Source organism: Kallipyga gabonensis, from assembly GCF_001286805.1.
GTDB lineage: Bacteria > Bacillota > Clostridia > Tissierellales > Peptoniphilaceae > Kallipyga > Kallipyga gabonensis.
Genome location: NZ_CXYV01000002.1, coordinates 113,766 through 135,833, shown reverse-complemented (window position 1 = coordinate 135,833; position 22,068 = coordinate 113,766). Strand labels below are relative to the sequence as shown.

Sequence of the window (22,068 nt, the reverse complement as noted above, 5' to 3'; positions counted from 1 at the left end):
CCAACCACGCCTAGTGCAACAGAAAGGAAGATTTATGCCAAAGTATGTAATGGCCTTAGATGCCGGAACCACTTCGAATCGTTGTATCTTATTTGACCACGAAGGAAACATCAAATCCGTTGCTCAGAAGGAGTTTACTCAGTACTTCCCCCATCCCGGTTGGGTAGAACACGACCCCAAGGAAATTTGGTCCACCCAAATCGGTGTTGTCATGGAGGCTATGGCTAAAGTTAATGCCACCGCCAAAGACATCGCCGCCATCGGTATCACCAACCAACGTGAAACCACCATCGTGTGGGATAAAGAAACCGGTGAGCCCGTCTACAATGCTATCGTTTGGCAGTGCCGTCGTACTGCTGACTATGCCGCTGAACTCGTGGACAAAGGCTATACAGACACCTTTAAGCAGAAGACCGGTCTGGTCCTCGACCCCTACTTCTCCGGAACCAAGATCCACTGGATTCTTGAGAACGTCCCCGGTGCACGGGAGAGAGCAGAAAAGGGTGAGCTCCTCTTCGGCACCGTTGATACCTGGCTGATCTGGAAACTGAGTCAGGGGAAGGTCCATGTCACGGACTACTCCAACGCTTCCCGTACCCTGCTCTATAACATCCAGGACCTCTGCTGGGATGATGAAATCCTTGAAATCCTCGACATCCCCAAGTGCATGCTGCCTGAGGTCAAACCTTCCTCTTATGTTTATGGACAAGCCATCATTAATGGCGAAGAAATCCCCATTGCCGGTGCTGCCGGTGACCAGCAGGCCGCTCTCTTCGGCCAGACCTGCTTCGAACAAGGTGAAGCAAAGAATACTTATGGAACCGGTGCCTTCCTTCTCATGAATACCGGTGAGAAGCCTGTCTTTTCCAAGAACGGTCTGGTGACCACCATCGCCTGGGGCCTGGAAGAAGGAAAAGTCTCCTATGCCCTTGAAGGTTCTATCTTCGTCGCCGGCTCCTCCGTCCAGTGGCTCCGTGACGAACTCCGCATCGTCGATTCCGCCATCGACACGGAATACTATGCCACCCGCGTCAAGGACACCGATGGCGTCTATGTTGTTCCCGCCTTCACCGGCCTGGGTGCTCCCTATTGGGATCCCTATGCACGTGGTGCCATCGTCGGTATCACCCGTGGAACCAACCGCTACCACATCGTTCGTGCCACCCTGGAATCACAGGCCTTCCTGTCGAACGACGTTCTCCAGGCCATGTCCCAGGATTTGGGTGCCCCCCTCAAAACCCTCAAGGTTGACGGTGGTGCCTGTGCCAACAACTTCCTCATGCAGTTCCAGTCCGACATGAGCCAAGTTGAAGTTCAGCGTCCGAAAGTTCTTGAAACCACCGCACTCGGCGCTTCCTACCTGGCCGGTCTTGCCGTCGGTTTCTGGAAATCTAAAGAAGACATCATGAAGAACTGGACCATTGACCGGACCTTCGAACCCTCCATCTCCATTGAAGAACGCGATCAGCTCGATGCCAACTGGCAACAAGCCGTTAAACGCTCCCTCAACTGGGCAAAAGACGTAAAGTAATCTAAAAAGGGGCCCGCTCTTGCTTAGGCAAATCCTTCGGATTTGCCTAAGCAAGAGCGGGCCCCTTTTTATCTTGTGGGGTGGGATTTGACGAAACCCAGGACAAAAGAAACCCAGGCTCACTTTCGCTTAGGCAAATCCTTCGGATTTGCAATGCGCTCAAGCTGAGCCTGGGTTTCTTTTGCTTGTGTGGGGTCGGGGTGGGCGGCGGCTCTGGGACAGGGGGGTTCCTGGCCAGCAGTGAAATCAAGCCCCGCCCAGGGCATGGCTTCCCTGGCTAGTAGCGAAATCGGGCTCCAGCCAGGGCGTGGTTTCCCTGAGTCATAGCGGAATCGAGTGATGAGCCCTGATTATTTTGAGAATATTAAGAATATCAGGGTCCGGAGCCCTGTCAACTCGTAGGTTCTCAAAAATGTCAGGGTCGAAAAAAGCCCTGACAAAAAAGCTGATGGGCAAGAATATCAGGGTTTCAAACCCTGTCAAATTGGAGAACCTTGAGAATAGCAGGGTGAAAAAGGGCCCTGTTAATTTGGCAAATGGTAATATTATCAGGGTCTGAAACCCTGACAAATTGTTTAATCTCAAGAATATCAGGGCTCGGAGCAGCCCGGAGCCCTGACAATTCGCCAAATTGCAAGATAATCAGGGTTGAAGAGATTCTAGGCATTGAATCTTTGTGAACGATATAATGCCGGTGCATAGTTTCTTACCTAGTCAAAGCCCCCGGAAAGTAGACCTCATGGTCTGAATTTCGGGGGTTTTTGCCTGCCGGGGCCACACAGAAATTTATCCACAATCACACCTTGAAGGAAAACCTTTGGCTTGTTATAATAAACCTATGGCTATTCTGAGAATTGCTCTACCGATTTTCCGATGGGAAAAGTCGTGGGGAAACGGGGGAGACTATTTTATACCAGGAGGAAATAATGAAAAAATATGACAGCAAGAATATCCGCAACTTAGCCCTGGTTGGGCATAGTGGTTCCGGGAAGACAACCCTTTCGGAATCCTTGCTCTACTTATCCAAGGCCCTAGCCCGGCCGGGGAAGGTGGAAGACGGAAACACCGTCTCTGACTGGGATAAGGAAGAGATCGCTCGACAGATTTCCATTTCCCTGAGTGTTCTTCCGGTGGAATGGAAAGAGACGAAGATCAACCTCCTGGACGCTCCCGGATATTTTGACTTTGCCGGCCAGGTCCTGACCGCTCTCCGGGCTTCGGAATCGGCTCTTATGGTCATCGATGCGTCAGCCGGTATAGAAGTCGGTTCTGAAATCTACTGGAATTATATGGAGAAAATTGACCTTCCCCGGATCATCTTCCTGAATAAGATGGATAAACCCAATGTGGATTTCAACACACGGATTCATGAACTTCACCAGGAATTTGGAAAAAAGGTTTTACCCCTGACATTAACCTTAGGCATGGGTGAAGATTTTGAGGGCATCATCGACATTATGGAGATGAAAGCCTATAAATATGATAACTTCAAAGTTAAGGAAGTGGAGGTTCCTGAGATTCGGGTGGAAGAGGCAAAAGCGGCCTTCAATGAAATCGTTGAAGTGATTGCCATGACCGACGATGACCTCATGGAGAAGTATTTCGCCGGTGAGGAATTTACCGATGATGAGGTCCGTCGAGGCCTGTCAGCGGCAATCCTCAATGGATCAGCCGTCCCCCTGATTGCCGGTTCTGCAACCATGGGTGCCGGATTGGACCTCCTCCTGGATGCTGTCAAGAAGTATATGCCGGCCCCCAACTCCCCGGGCGTCAACCTGGGCTTCCGTCCTGAAGAAGGAGAACTTCCGGAAGTGGACAAGAACGGGCCTCTTAGTGCAGTCATCTTCAAGACGACGGTTGACCCCTACGTGGGAAAGATTTCCTACGTCAAAGTCGTATCCGGCAGCCTGAAAAAGGGCGATATTTATAACGCCTCCAAGGACAGCTCTGAACGGCCCTCCGGCCTCTTCTTCATGAGAGGAAAGACCCAGGAAGATACAGATGAGATTGTGGCCGGAGATATTGGTGCTTTCGCTAAGCTGGATAAAACTGAAACAGGGGATACCATCTCTGATAAGGATCATGTTGTTCGCTACAAGGGTCTGAAACTGCCTGCCTCAAACCTCACCTTCGCCATCCAGGCCGACTCCAAGAACGACGAGGATAAACTGACACCGTCCTTAAACAAGTTATCTGAGGAAGATGGCACCTTCCAGTTGGACCGCAATGCCGATACCAAGCAGCTCCTGATTCGGGGACTGGGTAATGTCCAGTTGGAGGCCATGATGAACAAGCTCAAGACCAACTATGGGGTCAATGTCCACCGGGTACCCCTGGTTATTCCTTATAAAGAAACCATTCGGAAGACGTCCGAAGTTCAAGGTCGCCATAAAAAACAATCCGGTGGTGCCGGACAGTTCGGAGATGTGTGGATCCGTTTTGAGCCCATTGATGAGGGCTTCGAGTTCGATGAGGAAGTCTTTGGCGGAGCCGTTCCCAAAAACTTCTTCCCCGCTGTCGAAAAAGGCCTGGAAGAATCCCTGGGATCCGGTCCCCTGGCCGGCTACCCCGTAACGGGAATCAAGGCCGTCCTCTATGACGGGTCCTACCACCCCGTCGACTCCAATGAAATGGCTTTTAAGACCGCCGCTCACATTGCCTTCAAAAAAGGCGTGACAGAGGCTAACCCTGTTCTTCTCGAACCGGTGATGACCCTCCAGGTCACTATCCCTGATGCCTACTTAGGGGATATTATGGGCGATATGAATAAGAGACGGGGGCGGATTCTCGGTATGGAACAGGATGAGGACGGCAACCAGATTGTCAACGCAGAAGCCCCCTTTGCTGAGTTAACCGAATATGCCATCGACCTCCGGTCTATGACCCAGGGTCGGGGATCCTTCACTATGGACTTCAACAGCTATGAAGAGGTTCCCCACGAGATAGCTGAAAAGATCATTGAGGAAGCGAATATCGAAGAATAATTGGAATCGAATCCCTGGAAGTGGTCAGGCCCCGGCCCGGGGCCCGGCTCGAAAGGGATTTTTCCCTGTCAAGAAAGGATGGAGGAAAAGATGAAAGAAAAGAACCACCGGATTGAGGAAGACTCCCTGGGGAAAATGGAGGTGGATGCAGACGCTTATTATGGGGTGAATGCCCTTCGTGCCCGGGAGAATTTTAGTATTACCGGTCTCTGCCCGGATCGAAATTTCACCCGATCCCTGGTGGAAGTGAAGAAGGCCTGTGCTCTGACTAACCACGAAGTGGGGCTCTTATCCAAGAAAAAGACTCAGGCCATCGTTAAAGCCTGTGACCGGATTTTAGATGGCGAGTTTTTGGACCAGTTCATTACCGATGCCATCCAAGGTGGTGCGGGAACTTCCTTCAATATGAATGCCAATGAGGTCATCGCCAACATTGCCATTGAAGAGTTGGGTGGGGAAAAGGGAGACTATTCCATACTCCATCCCAACGACCACGTCAATATGGGCCAGTCGACCAACGATGTCATCCCCACGGCCGGAAAGATGACCATGATTCGGTATTTTGTAGACCTGGGCGAGGAAGTGGAGGCTCTGGTGGACTCCCTGGACCAGAAGGCCCATGAGTTCGACAAATACGTCAAGATCGGTCGGACCCAGCTGGAAGATGCCGTTCCCATCCGCCTGGGCCAGGAATTCTCCGCCTACGCCTCCGTCATGCGGAGGGACGTCAAGCGGATTCAGCAAGGGATTGTCAAGCTTTCCTCCGTCAACCTGGGAGGGACAGCCACCGGAACCGGCCTCAACGCCGACCAGCGCTATGTCAAGATGGTGGTCCCCTGCCTGTCCAGGGTGTCCGGCCTTGACCTGGTCCAGGCTGAGGACCTCATCGACGGGACCCAGAACCTGGACGCCTTCCTCTATGCTTCCTCCATCCTGAAAATCTTAGCTACCTCGCTCTCCAAGATCTCCAACGACTTCCGCCTCATGGGGTCAGGCCCCATCACGGGCCTTGGAGAAATCCAGCTCCCACCCCGCCAGGCCGGGTCCTCCATCATGCCGGGCAAGGTCAACCCCGTCATCCCCGAGGTGGTCAACCAGGTCTGCTTCAACGTGGTTGGCAACGACATGACCGTGACCATGGCCGTCGAAGCCGGCCAGTTGGAGCTCAATGCCTTCGAGCCCGTCATCTTCCACAACCTCTTTGAAAATTTCCGGTCCCTGATCGGGGGCGTCCACACCCTCCGAATCAACTGCGTGGACGGAATCAGCTCGGATAAGAAGCGGTTGGACAAGATCGTTGAGGCCTCCATCGCCTCCGTCACCGCCATCGCCCCCCACATCGGCTACGTCAAGGCCTCCCAGATTGCCAAAAAGGCCCTCCAATCCCACAAGACCGTCCGGGACCTTGTCCTGGAAGACAAGCTCATGGACCCCGACGTTTTGGATGCCATCCTGGACCCCTACCGGATGACCATGCCCGGCGTCATCGAAGAGGACCGGATCAAGAAGGAGGAAGACCTTGACTGAATTCCGCCGAGAACATGATTCCATGGGGGAGGTCATGGTCCCCGCCGACAAGTATTGGGGAGCCCAAACCGAGCGGTCCCTGGAAAACTTCCCCCAAAATACCGACCGGATGCCCATGGACCAGATCCGGGCCATCGCCCTGGTGAAGAAGGCCGCTGCCATAGTCAACGACCGGGCGGGCCGGCTCCCCCAAGGGGCCATGGAGGCCATCTGCCGAGCGGCCGATGAGGTCATGGAAGGGAAGCTGGACGACCACTTCCCCTTGACCGTCTGGCAGACCGGGTCCGGGACCCAGACCAACATGAACGTCAATGAAGTCCTGGCCCACCGGGGGAATGAGATCCTGGGACAGGACCTCCTCCATCCCAACGACCACATCAACAAGTCCCAGTCCTCCAACGACGTCTTTCCCACCGCCATCCACATCGCCCTCTACCGAAAGGGGAGGGAGGTCCTCCTCCCGGCCCTGGACCGGCTCATCAACGCCCTGGACCAAAAGGCCCGGGCCTATGAGGACCTGGTTAAGTGCGGCCGGACCCACCTCCAGGATGCCACCCCGGTCACCCTGGGTCAGGAACTATCGGCCTATGTGGCCTCCCTCCGGGGCAACCGGGAGGCTTTGGATGGGGCCCTGGACGGCCTCCTTCCCCTTCCCATCGGAGGAACCGCTGTCGGGACCGGGCTCAATGCTTTTGAGGGCTTTGATCGGGCAATGGTTGAGGTCATCAAGGACCTGACCGGCCTGGACTTCACCGTCATGGACAACAAGTTCCACGGGCTCTCTTCCAAAACCGAAGTCACCCGCCTCTCTTCGGCCATGAAAAACCTGGCCATGGACCTCTACAAGATGGCCAATGACCTCCGCTTCCTTTCATCGGGACCCCGTTGCGGGATCGGAGAGTTGAGGATCCCGGCCAATGAGCCCGGGTCCTCCATCATGCCGGGCAAGGTCAACCCCACCCAGGTGGAATCTCTGACCATGATCGCCATCCAGGTTCTGGCCGGTGATTTGGCCATTTCCTTCGGCCAGAGTCAGGGACAATGCCAGCTCAACGCCTATATGCCCCTCATCATCTACAACGGCCTCCATTCCATTGACCTCCTGGCTAAGGGGATGACGGGCTTCCGGACCAAGCTGGTGGAGGGGCTGGAGGCCAATACCGATAAGATCCGGGATAACATGGAGGCCTCTCTGATGTTGGTGACCGCCCTCTCGCCCTCCCTGGGCTATGAAAAAGCGGCGGAAATCGCCCACCATGCCTATGCCAGGAACCTGACCCTAAAAGCAGCGGCCAGGGAAGTAGGCGGCCTCAGCGAGGAAGAATTTGACCGGGCCGTGGACCCCAAGAAGATGGTTTGATTGCCGGATACCATTCTCCCGGAATGATAGGGGCTGACCGGCCCCGGATAGAAAGGAAATCTCATGAACGATGTCTTTGAACAAGCCCTTGCCCTCCATAAGGAGCTCAAGGGGAAATTGAACGTGGAACTCAAGGCTCCCCTGGAAAGCAAGGAGGACCTCTCCCTGGTCTACTCTCCCGGTGTTGCCGAACCCTGTCGGGCCATCGCGGATGACAAGGAAGCTGTCTATGACTACACCTGGAAGGGGAATTCCGTTGCTGTTATCTCCGATGGATCCGCCGTTCTGGGTCTGGGCAACATCGGTCCCGAGGCCGCCCTCCCGGTCATGGAAGGCAAGTGCTGCCTCTTCAAACGTTTCGGCGATGTCAACGCTATCCCCCTGGTCCTGGACACCCAGGACACCGAGGAAATCATCAAAACCGTCAAACTCCTGGCCCCCGGCCTTGGCGGGATCAACCTGGAGGACATCTCCTCCCCTCGCTGCATCGAAATTGAGACTCGACTGAAAAAGGAACTGGATATCCCCGTCTTCCATGACGACCAGCATGGGACCACCATCGTGGTTATCGCCGGCCTCATCAACGCCCTCACCCTGGTGGGGAAGAAGTGGGAGGACCTGACCGTGGTCATGTCCGGCCTGGGTGCTGCCGGCTCCTCCATTCTCCGCATGCTTAACAAGCTGGGCGTGGCCAACATCTACGGCTTCCGGTCCACCGGTATCCTCAACCGCAAGGACAAGGATTCCTACACCAACCCCTTATATAAGGAGCTGGCCGAAGAAACCAACAAGGATGCCGAAGACCTGACCCTGGAAGAGGCCATGGCCAAGGCCGATGTCTTCATCGGCGTCTCCGTCCCCAATAAGATTACGGCCGACATGGTCCGGTCCATGAAGAAGGACCCCATCATCTTCGCCCTGGCCAACCCCGATCCCGAAATCGACTACGATGTCGCCAAGGAAGCCGGAGCCCGGGTCATGGGAACCGGCCGGTCGGACTACCCCAACCAGGTCAACAACGTCCTGGCCTTCCCCGGCCTCTTCAAGGGTGCCCTCTCCGTCCACTCCTCCGCTATTTCCGAAGAAATGAAGCTGGCTGCTGCCCAGGCCATCGCCGACATCATTCCGGATGAGGAAATCAGGGAAGATTACGTCATCCCCTCACCCTTCGACCCCAAGGTCCCCGATGCCGTCGCCAAGGCCGTCGCCCAAGTCGCCATCGATCAGGGCCTGGCCCGGAAGACCAACTAGGATCACCTCCACTGTTTGAAAAAAGGGAGAAGTGCAAATTCTTGCACTTCTCCCTTTTTTTGTGCCGGGGCGGGGTCATGAGGTTTTCCAGAGTAGCACCGCCCTGACCGATAGTGGGATCCGGGGCTTCCCAGGGAAGGGCAAGCCGCTTGCAGCGGTGGTTCATGGTGCAGGCTCTGGACCCTGATATTCGCTGGCCTGTAAAATTGTCAGGGTACCGGGCCCTGATATTCCTAAAATTTTATGGATTATCAGGGTTTCCGCCCCTGATATTTTCACAATCTGACAAAAAAGCAGGGCCTTTTTTCACCCTGTTTTTCTTATAATTCAGCAAATTGACAGGGTTTTATGCCCTGATTTTCTTGCCATTTGGCCAATTATCAGGTTTTTTTCGCCCCTGATTCTCTTTTGATTTAGCAAATTGTCAGGGCTCCGGACCCTGATATTCCTGAAATTCTCCGGATTATCAGGGCTTTCGACTCCGGCTGGATCCCAATTCCGCACTCAGCCATTTCCCGGGGCGGTGCCCCCGGCCTCCGCTGCCCACCATCCCTACAACTGTTTGACGGGGATGTGGTTCCGCTCAAAGAGGGTCAGGGCATAGTCATCGATCCGGTAGCCCTCATGATAGTAGACCGCCACGATCCCGGCCTGGATGAGGGCCTTGGTGCAGTTGAGGCAGGGGAAGTGGGTGACATAGCAGGTGGTTCCCTTGACGGTGATGCCTTCTTTAGCACAGTAAAGGAGGGCGTTCATCTCGGCGTGGATGGTGGCGATGCAGTGGCCATCTCGCATGGTATGGCCCACCTGGTCACAGTGGGGGTTGCCCGATAGGGCTCCGTTATAGCCGGTGGACACGATACGGTGGTCCGGATTGACCAGGACGCAGCCCACATAGGCCCGGTCGCAGGTCCCTCTCTGAGCCACCCCCTGGGCCAGCTCCATAAAATATTCATCCCAAGATTTTCTTGCCATCTCATTACCTCCCTTTTTCTCCCATATTGTCTCAATGGATCCCGAATGGTTCCAAATTGACCCATTTCTTCCCACAGGATGCCTCCGATCCACTAGAATAGAAGAAGGATCTGCTTTATTTTACCAGAAAGAGGGAGGGGAGGACCGCCATGTTTCCCTACAACGACCAACAATGGGAAGCCATCCGGACGACGGAGGGGCCTGTATTAATCATCGCCGGGCCGGGTACGGGAAAGACCCGGACGATGGTGGGACGGGTCCGGTACATTTTGGAACAAGGCCTGGCCCGGCCGGAAGAAATCATGGTGACCACCTTCACCCGAAAGGCCAAGGCGGAAGTCCTGACCCGGCTGGGCCGGGAGGAAGGGGATCCGGGCGAACAAGCCGGTTCTGCCGGGAGTCTGGCCTCCCTGGCCGGCCAGGTCAATGTAGGCAACTTCCACCAGATCGGCCAGTCCATCATCGAAGAAAACATCGACAAGACGGCCTACCTCCCCGGCTTCCGGCGGGTGGGTGAGGTCGCTATCGCCTACCTGGTCGACCGGTCCTGGCCCGCCCTGACGGGCCTAAGTCCGGAAAGAGAGATGGTCCGGGAGGACCTGGCCGCTGCCATGGCCCTCCTCTTTCCCCGCCACAACCCCCGGGACCCCCGAACCCTGACCTACCGGAAGAAGGATTACCTCCGGCTTATGGACCGGGTTCGTGAGGGCTTCGCCGACCTGACCGTCGACTGTCCCGAGACCCGGGCCGCCCGCCTCCTCCTGGACCGCTTCCGGGCCATGCTCCGCCACTACAATATCATGGACCACTCCGAAGTCCTCTACCAGACCATGGAGCTTTTGGAAGACCCCGAGGTCCTGGCTCATGTCCAGACCCGGGCCAAATACCTCATGGTGGATGAGTACCAGGATACCAACCCCGTCCAGGAGGCCATCCTCTCCCGGCTGGCCCGGGAGACCGGCAAGCTCTGCGTGGTGGGGGATGACGACCAGTCCCTCTACCGCTTCCGGGGGGCGACCGTAAAAACCCTTCTGGCCTCCCCCCGCCGCTATCCCGGGAGCCGGACCCTCTATCTGACCACCAACTACCGGTCCGGCCGGCGGATTATGGCCACCGCCGGAGCCTTCATTGACCGGCCCTTTGGGACCGACCGGGACCGGGCTATCCGGGATAACCGCTTCCCCAAGGCCATTACCGTCCCCCCGGAAAGGCCGGAGGGAGGCGTCTACAAATGGATCGAGGAGGATCCCGACAGATGGGCCCAAAAGCTGGTCCACCTGGTCAAGGAAGCCCACGGCAAGGGCCTGGCCTATCGGGATATGGCCATCCTCTCCCACTCCGTTAACCCCGGCTACAACCCCTCCATCCGCCGGATCCTCCGGGCCATGGAGGCGGAGGGGATCCCCTGCCAATCCTCCAAGACGGAGAGCCTGGCCGGGGTAAGCCTCGTCCGCCATCTGGCCGCCTGCCTCCTGGTTACCCTCCTGACCGAAGGGGGAAAGTCAGCCGGGGGACGGGCCGCCGACCTCATGGCCCAAAATCCCGCCAGGACCCTTGTCGAAAGTCTTCCCCGGAAAGGAAGGGAGGAGAGGGAAGAGATCTTCCGGGCTTGGGACAGCTTTTGGAAAGAAGGGAAGAAGGTCCGGTTGGGGGAGGTCGCCCTGTCTTTCCTGGGCCTTCCGCCTTTCGAAGGGGCTCTGGCTAAAGCCCTGGATGGCCGAGATGAGGACCGGGACCCCGCCCTGGCCCTGGCCGCTTTTATGGCCTACCTGGATGAGATGTCCGGCTTGGTCCAAAGGCCGGAGATCAGCCAGGGGACCCGAGGCAAGGCCACCCTCCTTTTCCTGGACCACTGGATCAAGCTCCAGCAAGGCCACCTGGACTATATCGACCCCGACCAAAGGGAGGTGGAGGATGCCGTCCGGGTCATGACCATCCACCAGTCCAAGGGCCTGGAATTTTCCCTGGTCATCCTGGAGGAAGGGCGAGAGAAGTACACTTTCCGGAGACCTTCCCAGGGGGAGGACCTCCTTCCGGCCAATCCCCTCCTGGGCCACCAGCCGGCCCCTGACCTGGCCCAGGACTTGGATACCGTCCGCCAATACTATACCGCCATGACCCGGGCCAAGGACCTCCTGGTCCTAACGGCCGGCCCGGACGAAAGTCAGGGACCCCGAGGCCCCAGGGCCCTTTGGCCCCCCTTCCTCCGCCTCAACATGAGCCTGGCCACCCTGGAGATGGAGGAGGCCCTGGCCCACATCACCCCCTCCGAAGATAGAGGCGAGGGGGTCCAGGAAAGCTATGCCTACACCTCCGACCTGGCCCTCTACCGGACCTGCCCCCGGTCCTACTTCTTCTTCCGGATCCTGGGCTTTCCGCCCCGGAAGAGCCGGGCTATGGCGGAGGGGACCTTCCTCCACCGGGCCCTGGAGGCCGTCAACCGGAAAGGAGGCCGGGTTTCAGATGAGGACCTGGACAAGATTCTGGCTTCTGTGGCCGGGGGTCTGGCTGCCGGGGGAGAAGGCATCAACCCGGAAAGCCTCGACCAAGCCAGGGACCGGATCCTGGCTTACATGAGCCGAGAAAAGGACCGGGTATTGCCCCGGCTTCTTTGGGCCGAAAAAGACCTGGCCCTCTCCATGGGAAACTACCGCCTCTTCGGGAGCCTGGACTTGGTTCTGGACGATGGGACCCTGATCGACTTCAAGGCCCACATTCCTGAAAAATCCGACCTTCTCGAGACCTATATCCACCAGCTGGCCGTCTACCGGATCCTCCTGGATGCCCATTGGCCGGGTCCGGCTGCTAAGGGAAAGGGGCAGAACTTCCTCTATGACCTGTCGGCGGCCCGGGAAAAAGAAAGCCTCCGGGCCTTCCCCTTGGATGAGGAAGACCTGGAGGCTTGGAAAGGGACCATGGACCGGCTGGTGGCGGAAATTCAGGCGGGTGACTTCGGGGCTATGGCCCGGGATAGGGAAGCCTGCCGGACCTGCTCCATGGCCCCCTTCTGCTACAAGATGAGGACCATAGGGGAGTGGACACCTACTTGTCCGGAGTAACCCGCTTGTACTTCTGGTAGGTGAAAGTATATTCCCCGTCGGACATGGGTTCGGACTCATCCGTCAGGACCCATTCGGGATCCTCGCGGAGGTTGGGGATCCAGACATCCGCCTTGTCAAAGGCATGGTGGATCATGGAAATATCCGCCTCATCGGCCAGGTCCCAAAGGGCCTCGACCAGCTGGCCTCCGCCGGCCAAAAAGACTTTTTTTGTCCCGTTGGGGTTGAGTTCCTGGATGGCCTTCATGAGCCCCTCCCGGTCGTGGACCAAGGTCATCCCCTTCTGGGGCGGGAGGTCCTGGCGGGACATGACGATATTGTCCCGGTTGGGGAGGGGGCGGCCTCCCGGGAAGGTTTCCAGGGTCTTCCGGCCACAGACGATGATGTTCCCGGTCGTGACCTCCTTAAAACGCTTTTGGTCCCGGCTGATGTGATGGACCATGTCATTTTGGTAGCCGATGGCGAAGTTCTCATCCACGATAAAGATCAAGATCATAATTCCTCCTCCCCCTTTCTTCATGGGGCAATCATGGTAAAATGGTGGAAACAAAAATCATACACGGTGGTATACCCATTTTACGCATCCGGTCGCTTTTGAACAAGTTGGGAGGGTGTTTTCATGACAAAGACCAAGGCGGTGTTTGAAACCGTTCAAGACCAAATCCTGGGGGACCTTCTTTCGGGAGTCTACCAAGCCGGGGACCCGGTCCCCGACCGGGAGAGCCTGCGGATGGCCTTCCGGACCAATACCGAAACCATCGACCGGGCCATCCAGGGCCTGGAGGCCCGTGGATTGATCCGCCGGGAGGGAGAGGGCCTGGCCTTCACCCGGGACCGGGACCGCATTGCCCTGGCCCGTGAGGACCTGGTCCAAGGCCACTTCCAAGACTTCCTCGACCGGGCCCGAAAGCTGGGCATGGACGATGGGGAGATCCGGCGGTTTGTTCTGAATAAAGGAGGATTCCATGACCAAGCTAGAGGATAGGATCCGGGAGGAACTGGAGAAGACGGAGAAAAAAGAGAAGTCTTCCCCAAAAAAGAGGAAAAAGAAAAAAGACAAGGCCAAGGCGGTGGAAATGCAGGTGATTCCCGAAGTGGAGATTCCGGAGACGCCGGGCGAGATCGATGAGGAGCCGGAAGAGGTCGTGGAGACGCCTGATGAGCCGATGGAGAATGCCACGCCGGAAGAAACGCCTGCTCCTTTTGTCTATAAGCCCCGCCTGGTGGTCAAGAACCTGACCAAGTCCCTGGCCAACCAGGTCATTCTGGATGATCTCTCTTTCGACCTGGCAGAAGGCCGGGTCCTGGGCCTCATGGGCCCCAACGGGGCGGGAAAATCTACCCTCCTCCGGATCCTGGCGGGTCTCTTCCACCCGACCAAGGGGACAGTGACGGTCAATGGGGAGCCGGTGGGCCTGAAAACCAAGGGGATGGTCTCCTACTTCCCCGAAGGAGGCCTGGTCGGCTTTGGGGAGTCGGTATCCTCGGCCCGGTCCTTCTTTGTCAAGTTCTTCCCGGACTTCGACAAGGACCGGTTCGACTACTTAGTTGACCGCTTCAAGATTCCCGAAAAGCGGGTGGGCCACCTCTCCATCGGCTACCGGGTCCGCTTGTCCATGGCCCTCTGTTTGAGCCGGGAGGCCGACCTCTACCTCCTGGATGAGCCCTTGGGCAACCTGGACCCCCTGGTCCGGGACGACATCATCGACCTCCTGGTGGAGTCCGTGGGCGGCCAGGCCTCGTTTATTATCACCAGCCAGAGGGTCCGGGACATCGAATCCATTTTCGATGAGGTCATTTTCTTGGACAAGGGGAAGATCGTCAAGCAGGGACCGGCGGAGGTCCTCCGGATGGAGGAGGGCTTGTCCATGGACGACCTGTATAAAAAGATCTACCGCTAGGAGGACCTATGTGGCGTGTATTTACCCAACAGAGACGGCATAAATGGGGAAGACGGTGGGGCCTTTTTGCCATGGCTCTGGCTCTTTTTTGGACAATCGACCGGGTCCAATTCGCCTTCCTTCCCTTGGGCCTGGTCCTTCTCCTGGAGGCTTGGGAGGCTTTGGGGGAATACTTTGGGCCGGAAGCCGGACCGGCCCTCCACCTTGTCCCCCTTTCCCGGGCAAAGGAATTTGGAGGCCGATTCCTCTCCGTTCTTTTTACCGCTTTTCTCGCCTTGACCCTGGTAGCAGGGGGAGGGAAGATGGCCCGGGCCTTAGGCAGGGGAGAAACAGCCGCTTCCCTCTTTTCTGATGAGGTCTTGTCTTTCTCCCTGGTTATAGCCATCCTCGTTCAAGTTGCTTTTGTTCTCGCCCTCCTCTTTTTCCTCCAAACCCTGGGTCGTCTGGCCATGGGACCATGGAAGAAGAGGAACCCTTCCCTGCAACTCTTGCTTGACTATGTGATCCTTGTCCCCTTGATTGGCGGGTTGGCTCTGGGTGCGGATATTCTGGTTCCCCGTCTGCCGGTAGTATTCTCTCCGGCTTCCTTTTCCCTTCAGATGTGGGAGCCGGAAGCCTGGACTTCCGTCAGCCGCTTTCTATGGACCTATGCCTGTCGGGGATCCGATACAGTGGGTCTTTTTGAAGGAGAAGAGGGACTTTGGGCTCTTCCTTTAGCCCTGGTCATCTTAGCTACGGTTTTGCTCTTCACTGCCAGTGCTGTCTTGGCGGAAGATCGGATTGACGATTAGGAGGTTATTATGATGAAACGCATACGACATGAAATTCGGGATTTTTTTCCGGTCATGGCTGTCTTCTATTTCATTTTTCTCCTTTCCCATCTGGCCGGTCTTGCCTTTATTTCTCTGAAAGGAAGGTCTGTGGAAACGAGTGAGCTCTACCTCCTCCTTTCCTACCTCATCCAGGTCGCTCTCCTGGTTGCCCTGGGCATCCTGATTTCCTATAACTTTTCCAAAGAGCTGACCAGCCGGGAGGGGATTAAAACTTTCCTGACCCCCATGCCCGGTTGGAAGATTATTTTGTCTAAATACCTGGCCCTCCTCTTCCTTTGTCTGGTTTTTTATCTATTAACCCGGGCATCCTCAATATTTATCCAGGATATGTCTTTCAGGCCCCTTTATGAAAAAATTCGGACGGCTATGTTGGATCGGGGACTGTTCTTGGGCCTGGTTTGGGGCTGGTTTGAGATGGATGGCCTTGCCCTTCTTTATTTTGTCCTTTGGTGGACTATGGTTTATTTTTTCGGGGCCTTCACCTGGACGAGGCTCTACTACGGTTATCGAAGGAAGGCCTGGGCCCTGTCTCTCTCTTTCTCTCAACCCCTGGTCTTTTTTCTGGGAATCTTCTGTCTGGACTGGGCCATCTATGGGGCCAACCGCCTCCTCCCCCTCTATATCGATAAGAGGAGTATGGACCTTCATCTGGCAGAGAAAACGTCTGATAAAATCCTGGCTGTCGAGCGAATCTACCACAACGGAGTGGGTTTTTTGAAAGAATCCGGAGGGAAAATCGGTGAGAAGGCCGGTTACTCTCTTTCTTCATATGTTTTCGTTCTGGTCCTTGCCCTGGTTTTTTTCACCCTTGCCCAACGCTATTGGGAAAAACTGGACCGGTAGATCAGCAAGAAAAAGGCTGTACCGAACGATGGACTCGTTCGGTACAGCCTTTTTTTATTTACCGACCCCGAAATTTCATCCGAAGCTCAGGCCATTAATATTCGTTAAGCTTTTGAACCAGGACATCCGGGTCGATCCCGTGGGTCATGGCCCCTTGTTCGATGGATTCCATCATGGAGGCCGGGCAACCGATACAACCTAAACCCACCATCATGAGGAGCTCGATGGTCCGGGGCTTCCGTTGGATGACTTCGGAAATCAGCATATCCTTGGTGATGACAAGTTCATCTTTTTTGCCCTCATCCCTTCCATGGTCTGTATTGACATCCTGGCCTTGCAGGTTTTCTTTATTAAACATACTACCTCCTTGCTTTCCATCTCTGGATTTTATCACCAATGTGGTCTATATAATACCCAAAAGGGCTACCTTTATCTTTGATTTGAGTCAATAAAAGAAGACAGGTCTTTCAGTAAAATCCTATAGAGGTGTATACTAGGTGAGAATGTAAACCAATCAAGTGAAGGAGGCAATATGACATTCAAGAAACAAAAAGTGTATGAAGTGATCTCCGACCGGGAGAGGGAGTTACTGGAAGACTATTCCCGGGACTATATGGACTTTCTTTCCACGGCCAAGACTGAGCGGATGGCTGTGGACATCATCGTTGAGGAGGCGGAGAAAGCCGGTTTCCGTGACCTCTCCATGGCCATGGAGGAGGGGATCAAGCCGGGTGACAAGGTCTACCGGGTCAACAAGAATAAGATGGTCGTCCTCTTTGTTGTGGGTCAGGACCTGACCCTGGGCATGGACATCGTGGGCTCTCACATCGATGTGCCTCGTCTGGACCTCAAGCCCCTTCCCCTGGCGGAAGATGATAAAGTCAACATGGCCTACCTGAAAACCCACTATTACGGCGGGGTCAAGAAATACCACTGGACCAACCTTCCCCTTGCCCTTCATGGGGTTGTTTTCACCAAGGAGGGAGAAAAGGTGGACATCCACATCGGTGAGAAAGAGGATGATCCGGTCTTCTATATCAACGACCTCCTCATCCACCTCTCCCGTAAGCAGCTGGAAAAGAAGGCTGATACCGTGATTGAAGGCGAGCAGCTCCAAGTCGTCATCGGGACGGACTCCTCCGGTCAGGACGACAAGGTAAAGGAACCCATCAAGGCCAACATTTTAGCCTATCTGAAGAAGGAATACGGGATCGAAGAAGACGACTTCCAGTGTGCGGAAATTGAAGTTGTTCCTGCCGGTCCAGCCAGAGAAGTGGGCTTCGACCGGTCCCTCATCGCGGGCCATGGCCACGATGACCGGATCTGCTCCTTCGCCAACCTTCGCGGCCTCCTGGATCGGAAAGAAGGGGTACCTGACCGGACCAAGGTTGCCCTCTTCGTAGACAAAGAAGAGATCGGTTCTGTCGGCTCCACCGGGATGACCTCCAACTTCTTCGAATACGCTGTCGCCGACATCCTTTCCACCATGAAGGAGGCCTACTCGGAGCTTGATCTTAAGCGGGCCATGGGCCGGTCACGAGTTCTTTCCGCTGACGTTACCGCTGCCTATGATCCCCAATTCCCCGAGGTCTTCGACTACTCAAATTCCTCTCTCCTGGGGTGTGGAATTACCGTCTCCAAGTACACCGGATCCGGTGGAAAAGGCGGGTCCAACGATGCCAATGCGGAATACCTGGCCGAGATTCGCAAGATTTTTGACAGAGAAGGAGTCATCTGGCAGACCGGTGAACTTGGAAAGGTGGATGCCGGCGGCGGCGGGACCATCGCCTACATCCTGGCCAAATACAACATGGACGTGGTCGATTGCGGAACCGGTATGCTCTCCATGCACGCCCCCATCGAACTCGCCTCCAAAGCCGATGCCTACGAAACCTATCGGGCCTACCGGGCCTTCTTCAACGCCTAGCCGTAAGAAGTGGGTCCATGGATGAAGCCGACATGGTAAAATCCGATAGGAAATACCATCTGAAGTGATTCAAAGAGCCTGTTCGGGAGAGATTTTCCCGGGCAGGCTTTTATCTTCAGGCCTGTCTTACTGTCTTATGGCGGTTTCTCAGCCTACCGCCCATTGACGACATCCCTCTAATGTGCTAGAATGATTTATCAAGTTCCTTTATATTGGGAACATTCCAGTCTTTTTTATTTCGAAGCCATCTCGTTAAGCGAAATGCGGAAAGTTGGTGTGCCTTGATAGAAAATAAAACGATGAATTCCATCAAAAAAGAAGTGGAAGAGGCCTTGGGGAGAAACGTTGTCGTCAAGGCGGATAAGGGTCGCAAGCGGATTGTGACCAAAGAGGGAGTCCTGGAAGGGGCTTTTGAAGATGTATTTACGGTTCGGGTGACGAATAACTTTGACGTGGAGTCCACGGTATCTTATACCTACACCGACGTCTTGACCGGAACCGTGAAAATGACGATCTACTAGATCAGACGTCCAGGGAAGGTGACCGCCTTCCCTATTTTTATGCAGGAAAATGGATGGGAGTTGGACATGGAAGTGGAAATGCGGGCAAATGCAAAGATTAATTTAGCTCTTGATGTCCTGGGTGAGAGGGAGGATGGATTTCACGAGGTGGACATGATCCTTCAGGAAATTGACCTGGCGGATACCCTGTCGATTGAGGAAGGCAGGGGGGGATTTGCCCTTACCTGTGATGACCCGAGTTTGGCCCTGGACCGGAATAATCTGATTTTTAAGGCCTGGGAAGCCATGAAAGACCGGGTGGAAGATAATGCGGTGGTTATTGAGCTGGAAAAGAGGATTCCTATCCAGGCGGGTCTTGGAGGGGGGTCATCGGATGCAGCGGCGACCTTAAAAGGGCTGAATAAGCTTTGGGACCTGGACCTTAGCGATGACGTACTGGAAGAAATCGGGGCCGGGCTCGGCTCTGATGTTCCCTTTTTTATTCGGGGAGGGACCCAGAGAGGAAGGGGAAGAGGAGAGATCTTAACCCCCTTGAGGAATTGGTATGGCCACCATGTCCTTCTGGTCAATCCCGGAGAGGGCCTATCCACGGCCTATGTCTATGGCCAAGTGGAGAATTATGGAAAGATTCCTCTTGAAGAATTGGCCCACGCCATCGACAGCAATGCCGGCCATGTATCCGACCTTATGCAGAACCAGTTGGAAACGGTTACCCTGACCCTCCAACCCAAGCTTCGGCAAATCAAAAAAGAGCTCAAGGATTTGGGGGCGGACATGGCCATGGTGTCCGGCTCCGGACCAACGGTATTTGGCCTTTTTGAGGATGAAGGAATGCTGAAAAAAGCCCGGCGGATGATGGAGTCGGCCTACCCCTTCGTTTACCTTGCCTCGACCCTATAATTTTTGTGGATAAAATGGTGGAAAAAAGGCAATATATTGGGGATAAAAGCGATTACTGACCTTGAAACCACAAGGTTCCTCATGTATAATCAATCTATAGATGGGGAGCATTTTCTCCTCTAAAAATGATTTTTTTCATCCGACTTTTCGGATTTACTATATTAAGGACCCCAGCATGGCCAAAAATCCCATTTCCAACAACTCATTAGACCGTCGGGCAAAGAGATACGAGCGGAGGAGACTCCGCCGCAAGCGCAGCCAACGCCGGAGCATTCTTGCTCTTGCTTTAGCAGCAACTGTCGTCTTCTTTTCCGGACGGTTTATTATTTCTCGCCTATCCAACAACTCTTCGGCCCAGTCCTCTTTACCGGAGTCTCAAATCACCATTGTTCAGGGGACAGATGATCCGGCTAAGGAAGAGAAGGCAATCGGCAAGGACCGGGAAATCAAGTACATGACTTCCAGGGAAGCCCAATCCAAACGCCTTCTTCCCCGGACAGAGAAGAAACAGGCAGACACCTATCAAAACCGGCTAGATACCTTCCTGGTCACCAACCAGGATGTGATTTTGTATAACCGGGATTCCATCAAATCCACGGAAGTTGCGGCTCTCCCCAAGGATACTGTGGTGGAGACCTATGGCCACCAGGATGGCTGGACCAAGGTCACCTCTGTGGGGCGGGAAGGCTACATCCGAGATGAATATCTGGATGTGATCACCGATGCCTCCCAGTTTGTGGTCGTGGATGGCCACCTGATTGTCAACGCCTCCTACGGGGTAGCTACCAATTACGAAACCGTCTTTCATGAGGATGCCGCGGCAGCCCTTCGGGTCATGACCGAGGCCATGGAAAGAGATGGGGTCAAGGTGGAAGTCGCAACGACTTACCGGTCAGCCGCTGATGAGGCCAAGGAATTGGTCCTTGAAGGCAATCCGGCCCATGCCCCCCAACCCGGACACGCCGTATTTCAAACGGGCGTGGGCGTCAAGTTCTATGTTGAGGGGACGGATCCCCGCATGGACAATGAGTTTGAAAAAACCGAGGCTTTCAAATGGCTCAAGGACCATGCCCATGAATATGGCTATGTCCTCCGCTATCCGGAAGGCTCGGAGACCATCACCGGCTACCGTGCCGATCCGACCATCTTCGTTTACATCGGTATTGAAGATGCCTCGATCATTTCCAACGAAGGCCTCACCCTCGAGGTATTCTATGGTGTCCAATAGGATGCCGGAGTCATCAACTATCGTCGTTGTTATAGGTGTCGGGTAACCGGCACCTATTGGTTTGTTTGGACAAGATAAAATCCATTTTTTCTTTGGGCGGCTTTATTAAAGGATAAGGCGGTCAAGGCTTACAAAGCTAGAAAGGGCAAGGATGAAGGTATTGGTAACAGGGGGCTTGGGCTATATCGGCTCCCACACCTGTGTTGAGCTTCTCCACCATGACCATGATTTGGTGGTTGTCGACAACCTCTATAACGCCAAGGAAGAAGTTAAAGGAAAAATTGAAAAGTTGGGCCACAAGGCCATCGATTTTTACAAGGTGGACTGTCAGGATGAAGAAGCGATGGATCGGATTTTCCGGGACTATGACTTCGACTGCGTCATGCATTTTGCCGGCCTCAAAGCGGTCGGGGAGTCGGTCAGGAAACCCCTGACCTACTATGAGGTTAACCTCAATGCCAGTCTGGTCGTCCTCAAGATGATGGAAAAATACGGGGTCAAGACCATGATTTTCTCCTCCTCCGCCACGGTATATTCGCCGAAGAATGAAAGCCCCATGGTCGAGGGGATGCCGGAAGAGGCAACCAACCCCTATGGACAGACCAAGCGGATGATCGAGCAGATGATCCGGGATCTCTGCGTGGCTGATCCGGATTTCACGGGGATCCTCCTCCGCTATTTCAACCCCATCGGAGCCCACGAATCCGGCCTGATCGGGGAATCTCCGGTAGGGATTCCCAACAACCTCATGCCCTATATTTGCCAGGTGGCAGACGGTCGACTGGACTACCTCCACGTCTTCGGAGACGATTACGATACCGTGGATGGGACCGGGGTCCGGGACTACATCCACGTGGTGGATCTGGCTCAGGGTCATGTCGCCGCTCTGGAAAACACGGTGGGAGAGAAGGGGGTTCTGACCTACAACCTGGGAACTGGGAAGGGGACTTCCGTCCTTGAACTGGTCCATGCCTTTGAGAAGGCCAATGACCTGAAGATTTCCTATGAAATCGAGGGCCGCCGGGCGGGCGATGTCGCCACGACCTATGCGGATTCCTCCAAGGCCCAGAAGGAACTGGACTGGAAGCCGGTTCATTCCATCGAAGAAGCCTGCAAATCCTCCTGGGAATTTCAGCAGCAGTCCCGGGACTAAGAAAAAATAATCCCCTCCCGGGGGAGGGGACGGATGAGGTCGGCTGGATTTTTCCGGCTGACCTCTTTATTTTTT

18 protein-coding genes are annotated in these 22,068 nt (G+C 55.1%); 15 read left to right on the top strand and 3 right to left on the bottom strand.

All coding sequences use genetic code 11. The features are described 5' to 3' along the window. Positions 1 to 34 precede the first annotated feature (34 nt). The 5 genes from glpK to BN2373_RS02010 all read left to right on the top strand — a co-directional run bounded on the left by glpK (position 35) and on the right by BN2373_RS02010 (position 8,653). Entirely contained in the window at positions 35 to 1,531 is a 1,497-nt protein-coding gene (gene glpK, locus BN2373_RS02035; protein ID WP_053942526.1) for a glycerol kinase GlpK, read from the top strand. A 926-nt stretch (positions 1,532 to 2,457) separates the two neighbouring features. Further along, positions 2,458 to 4,515, top strand: coding sequence for an elongation factor G (gene fusA / locus BN2373_RS02025; RefSeq protein WP_053942524.1), 2,058 nt, complete (start codon positions 2,458 to 2,460; stop codon positions 4,513 to 4,515). A gap of 90 nt (positions 4,516 to 4,605) precedes the next feature. Then, positions 4,606 to 6,042, top strand: a complete 1,437-nt coding sequence (locus BN2373_RS02020) for an aspartate ammonia-lyase (protein WP_238379610.1) — start codon at positions 4,606 to 4,608, stop codon at positions 6,040 to 6,042. A 22-nt stretch (positions 6,043 to 6,064) separates the two neighbouring features. Next, the gene (locus tag BN2373_RS02015) at positions 6,065 to 7,402 is read left to right on the top strand and encodes a class II fumarate hydratase (protein WP_053943465.1); all 1,338 of its coding nucleotides are present in this window, start codon (positions 6,065 to 6,067) and stop codon (positions 7,400 to 7,402) included. A gap of 63 nt (positions 7,403 to 7,465) precedes the next feature. Further along, complete coding sequence (locus BN2373_RS02010) at positions 7,466 to 8,653, top strand: NAD(P)-dependent malic enzyme (protein ID WP_053942523.1); 1,188 nt, start codon at positions 7,466 to 7,468, stop codon at positions 8,651 to 8,653. A 552-nt stretch (positions 8,654 to 9,205) separates the two neighbouring features. On the opposite strand, the gene BN2373_RS02005 is transcribed toward BN2373_RS02010, so the two are convergent. Continuing rightward, positions 9,206 to 9,628, bottom strand: coding sequence for a deoxycytidylate deaminase (locus BN2373_RS02005; RefSeq protein ID WP_053943464.1), 423 nt, complete (start codon positions 9,626 to 9,628; stop codon positions 9,206 to 9,208). Between the two features lie 149 nt (positions 9,629 to 9,777). Here BN2373_RS02005 and BN2373_RS02000 point away from each other — a divergent pair, with 149 nt between their 5' ends. Further along, a complete protein-coding gene (locus BN2373_RS02000; protein ID WP_053942522.1) occupies positions 9,778 to 12,687 on the top strand; it encodes an ATP-dependent DNA helicase in 2,910 nt (969 codons plus the stop codon). Here the strand turns inward: BN2373_RS02000 and BN2373_RS01995 are convergent. Further along, positions 12,671 to 13,183: a dihydrofolate reductase gene (locus BN2373_RS01995; protein WP_053942521.1), complete on the bottom strand. Its 513-nt coding sequence runs from the start codon at positions 13,181 to 13,183 to the stop codon at positions 12,671 to 12,673. The genes BN2373_RS02000 and BN2373_RS01995 overlap by 17 nt on opposite strands. Before the next feature lie 123 nt (positions 13,184 to 13,306). Between BN2373_RS01995 and BN2373_RS01990 the strand changes: the two genes are divergently transcribed. The 4 genes from BN2373_RS01990 to BN2373_RS01975 are packed head-to-tail and all read left to right on the top strand — an operon-like array spanning position 13,307 to position 16,264. Continuing rightward, positions 13,307 to 13,672, top strand: coding sequence for a GntR family transcriptional regulator (locus BN2373_RS01990; RefSeq protein ID WP_053942520.1), 366 nt, complete (start codon positions 13,307 to 13,309; stop codon positions 13,670 to 13,672). Then, on the top strand, positions 13,653 to 14,588 hold the full coding sequence (locus BN2373_RS01985; RefSeq protein WP_053942519.1) for an ABC transporter ATP-binding protein: 936 nt from the start codon (positions 13,653 to 13,655) through the stop codon (positions 14,586 to 14,588). The genes BN2373_RS01990 and BN2373_RS01985 overlap by 20 nt, the downstream gene beginning before the upstream one ends. 8 nt (positions 14,589 to 14,596) lie before the next feature. Beyond that, a complete protein-coding gene (locus BN2373_RS01980) occupies positions 14,597 to 15,379 on the top strand; it encodes a hypothetical protein (protein ID WP_053942518.1) in 783 nt (260 codons plus the stop codon). A 9-nt stretch (positions 15,380 to 15,388) separates the two neighbouring features. Next, positions 15,389 to 16,264 (top strand): hypothetical protein, encoded by an 876-nt coding sequence (locus tag BN2373_RS01975; RefSeq protein ID WP_053942517.1) that lies wholly within the window; start codon positions 15,389 to 15,391, stop codon positions 16,262 to 16,264. 94 nt (positions 16,265 to 16,358) lie between these two features. On the opposite strand, the gene BN2373_RS08075 is transcribed toward BN2373_RS01975, so the two are convergent. After that, positions 16,359 to 16,622 (bottom strand): DUF1858 domain-containing protein, encoded by a 264-nt coding sequence (locus BN2373_RS08075; RefSeq protein ID WP_082337966.1) that lies wholly within the window; start codon positions 16,620 to 16,622, stop codon positions 16,359 to 16,361. A gap of 174 nt (positions 16,623 to 16,796) precedes the next feature. Here BN2373_RS08075 and BN2373_RS01965 point away from each other — a divergent pair, with 174 nt between their 5' ends. From BN2373_RS01965 to galE, 5 genes are all read left to right on the top strand, one after another. After that, on the top strand, positions 16,797 to 18,191 hold the full coding sequence (locus tag BN2373_RS01965) for an aminopeptidase (protein ID WP_053942516.1): 1,395 nt from the start codon (positions 16,797 to 16,799) through the stop codon (positions 18,189 to 18,191). A gap of 299 nt (positions 18,192 to 18,490) precedes the next feature. Further along, positions 18,491 to 18,712, top strand: coding sequence for a Veg family protein (locus tag BN2373_RS01960; RefSeq protein WP_019133345.1), 222 nt, complete (start codon positions 18,491 to 18,493; stop codon positions 18,710 to 18,712). Positions 18,713 to 18,778: 66 nt separating this feature from the next. Continuing rightward, positions 18,779 to 19,612: a 4-(cytidine 5'-diphospho)-2-C-methyl-D-erythritol kinase gene (ispE, locus tag BN2373_RS01955; protein WP_162200042.1), complete on the top strand. Its 834-nt coding sequence runs from the start codon at positions 18,779 to 18,781 to the stop codon at positions 19,610 to 19,612. Positions 19,613 to 19,787: 175 nt separating this feature from the next. Further along, a complete protein-coding gene (locus tag BN2373_RS01950; RefSeq protein WP_162200041.1) occupies positions 19,788 to 20,840 on the top strand; it encodes a M15 family metallopeptidase in 1,053 nt (350 codons plus the stop codon). A gap of 151 nt (positions 20,841 to 20,991) precedes the next feature. Beyond that, complete coding sequence (gene galE / locus BN2373_RS01945; RefSeq protein ID WP_053942513.1) at positions 20,992 to 21,993, top strand: UDP-glucose 4-epimerase GalE; 1,002 nt, start codon at positions 20,992 to 20,994, stop codon at positions 21,991 to 21,993. The last annotated feature ends 75 nt before the right edge of the window (positions 21,994 to 22,068 follow it).

Bases quoted from the DNA above. Each gene is read 5' to 3' on its own strand.
- glpK (WP_053942526.1), top strand. From the start codon at position 35: ATGCCAAAGTATGTAATGGCCTTAGATGCCGGAACCACTTCGAATCGT.
- fusA (WP_053942524.1), top strand. From the start codon at position 2,458: ATGAAAAAATATGACAGCAAGAATATCCGCAACTTAGCCCTGGTTGGG.
- BN2373_RS02020 (WP_238379610.1), top strand. From the start codon at position 4,606: ATGAAAGAAAAGAACCACCGGATTGAGGAAGACTCCCTGGGGAAAATG.
- BN2373_RS02015 (WP_053943465.1), top strand. From the start codon at position 6,065: ATGGGGGAGGTCATGGTCCCCGCCGACAAGTATTGGGGAGCCCAAACC.
- BN2373_RS02010 (WP_053942523.1), top strand. From the start codon at position 7,466: ATGAACGATGTCTTTGAACAAGCCCTTGCCCTCCATAAGGAGCTCAAG.
- BN2373_RS02005 (WP_053943464.1), bottom strand. From the start codon at position 9,628: ATGGCAAGAAAATCTTGGGATGAATATTTTATGGAGCTGGCCCAGGGG.
- BN2373_RS02000 (WP_053942522.1), top strand. From the start codon at position 9,778: ATGTTTCCCTACAACGACCAACAATGGGAAGCCATCCGGACGACGGAG.
- BN2373_RS01995 (WP_053942521.1), bottom strand. From the start codon at position 13,183: ATGATCTTGATCTTTATCGTGGATGAGAACTTCGCCATCGGCTACCAA.
- BN2373_RS01990 (WP_053942520.1), top strand. From the start codon at position 13,307: ATGACAAAGACCAAGGCGGTGTTTGAAACCGTTCAAGACCAAATCCTG.
- BN2373_RS01985 (WP_053942519.1), top strand. From the start codon at position 13,653: ATGACCAAGCTAGAGGATAGGATCCGGGAGGAACTGGAGAAGACGGAG.
- BN2373_RS01980 (WP_053942518.1), top strand. From the start codon at position 14,597: ATGTGGCGTGTATTTACCCAACAGAGACGGCATAAATGGGGAAGACGG.
- BN2373_RS01975 (WP_053942517.1), top strand. From the start codon at position 15,389: ATGATGAAACGCATACGACATGAAATTCGGGATTTTTTTCCGGTCATG.
- BN2373_RS08075 (WP_082337966.1), bottom strand. From the start codon at position 16,622: ATGTTTAATAAAGAAAACCTGCAAGGCCAGGATGTCAATACAGACCAT.
- BN2373_RS01965 (WP_053942516.1), top strand. From the start codon at position 16,797: ATGACATTCAAGAAACAAAAAGTGTATGAAGTGATCTCCGACCGGGAG.
- BN2373_RS01960 (WP_019133345.1), top strand. From the start codon at position 18,491: ATGAATTCCATCAAAAAAGAAGTGGAAGAGGCCTTGGGGAGAAACGTT.
- ispE (WP_162200042.1), top strand. From the start codon at position 18,779: ATGGAAGTGGAAATGCGGGCAAATGCAAAGATTAATTTAGCTCTTGAT.
- BN2373_RS01950 (WP_162200041.1), top strand. From the start codon at position 19,788: ATGGCCAAAAATCCCATTTCCAACAACTCATTAGACCGTCGGGCAAAG.
- galE (WP_053942513.1), top strand. From the start codon at position 20,992: ATGAAGGTATTGGTAACAGGGGGCTTGGGCTATATCGGCTCCCACACC.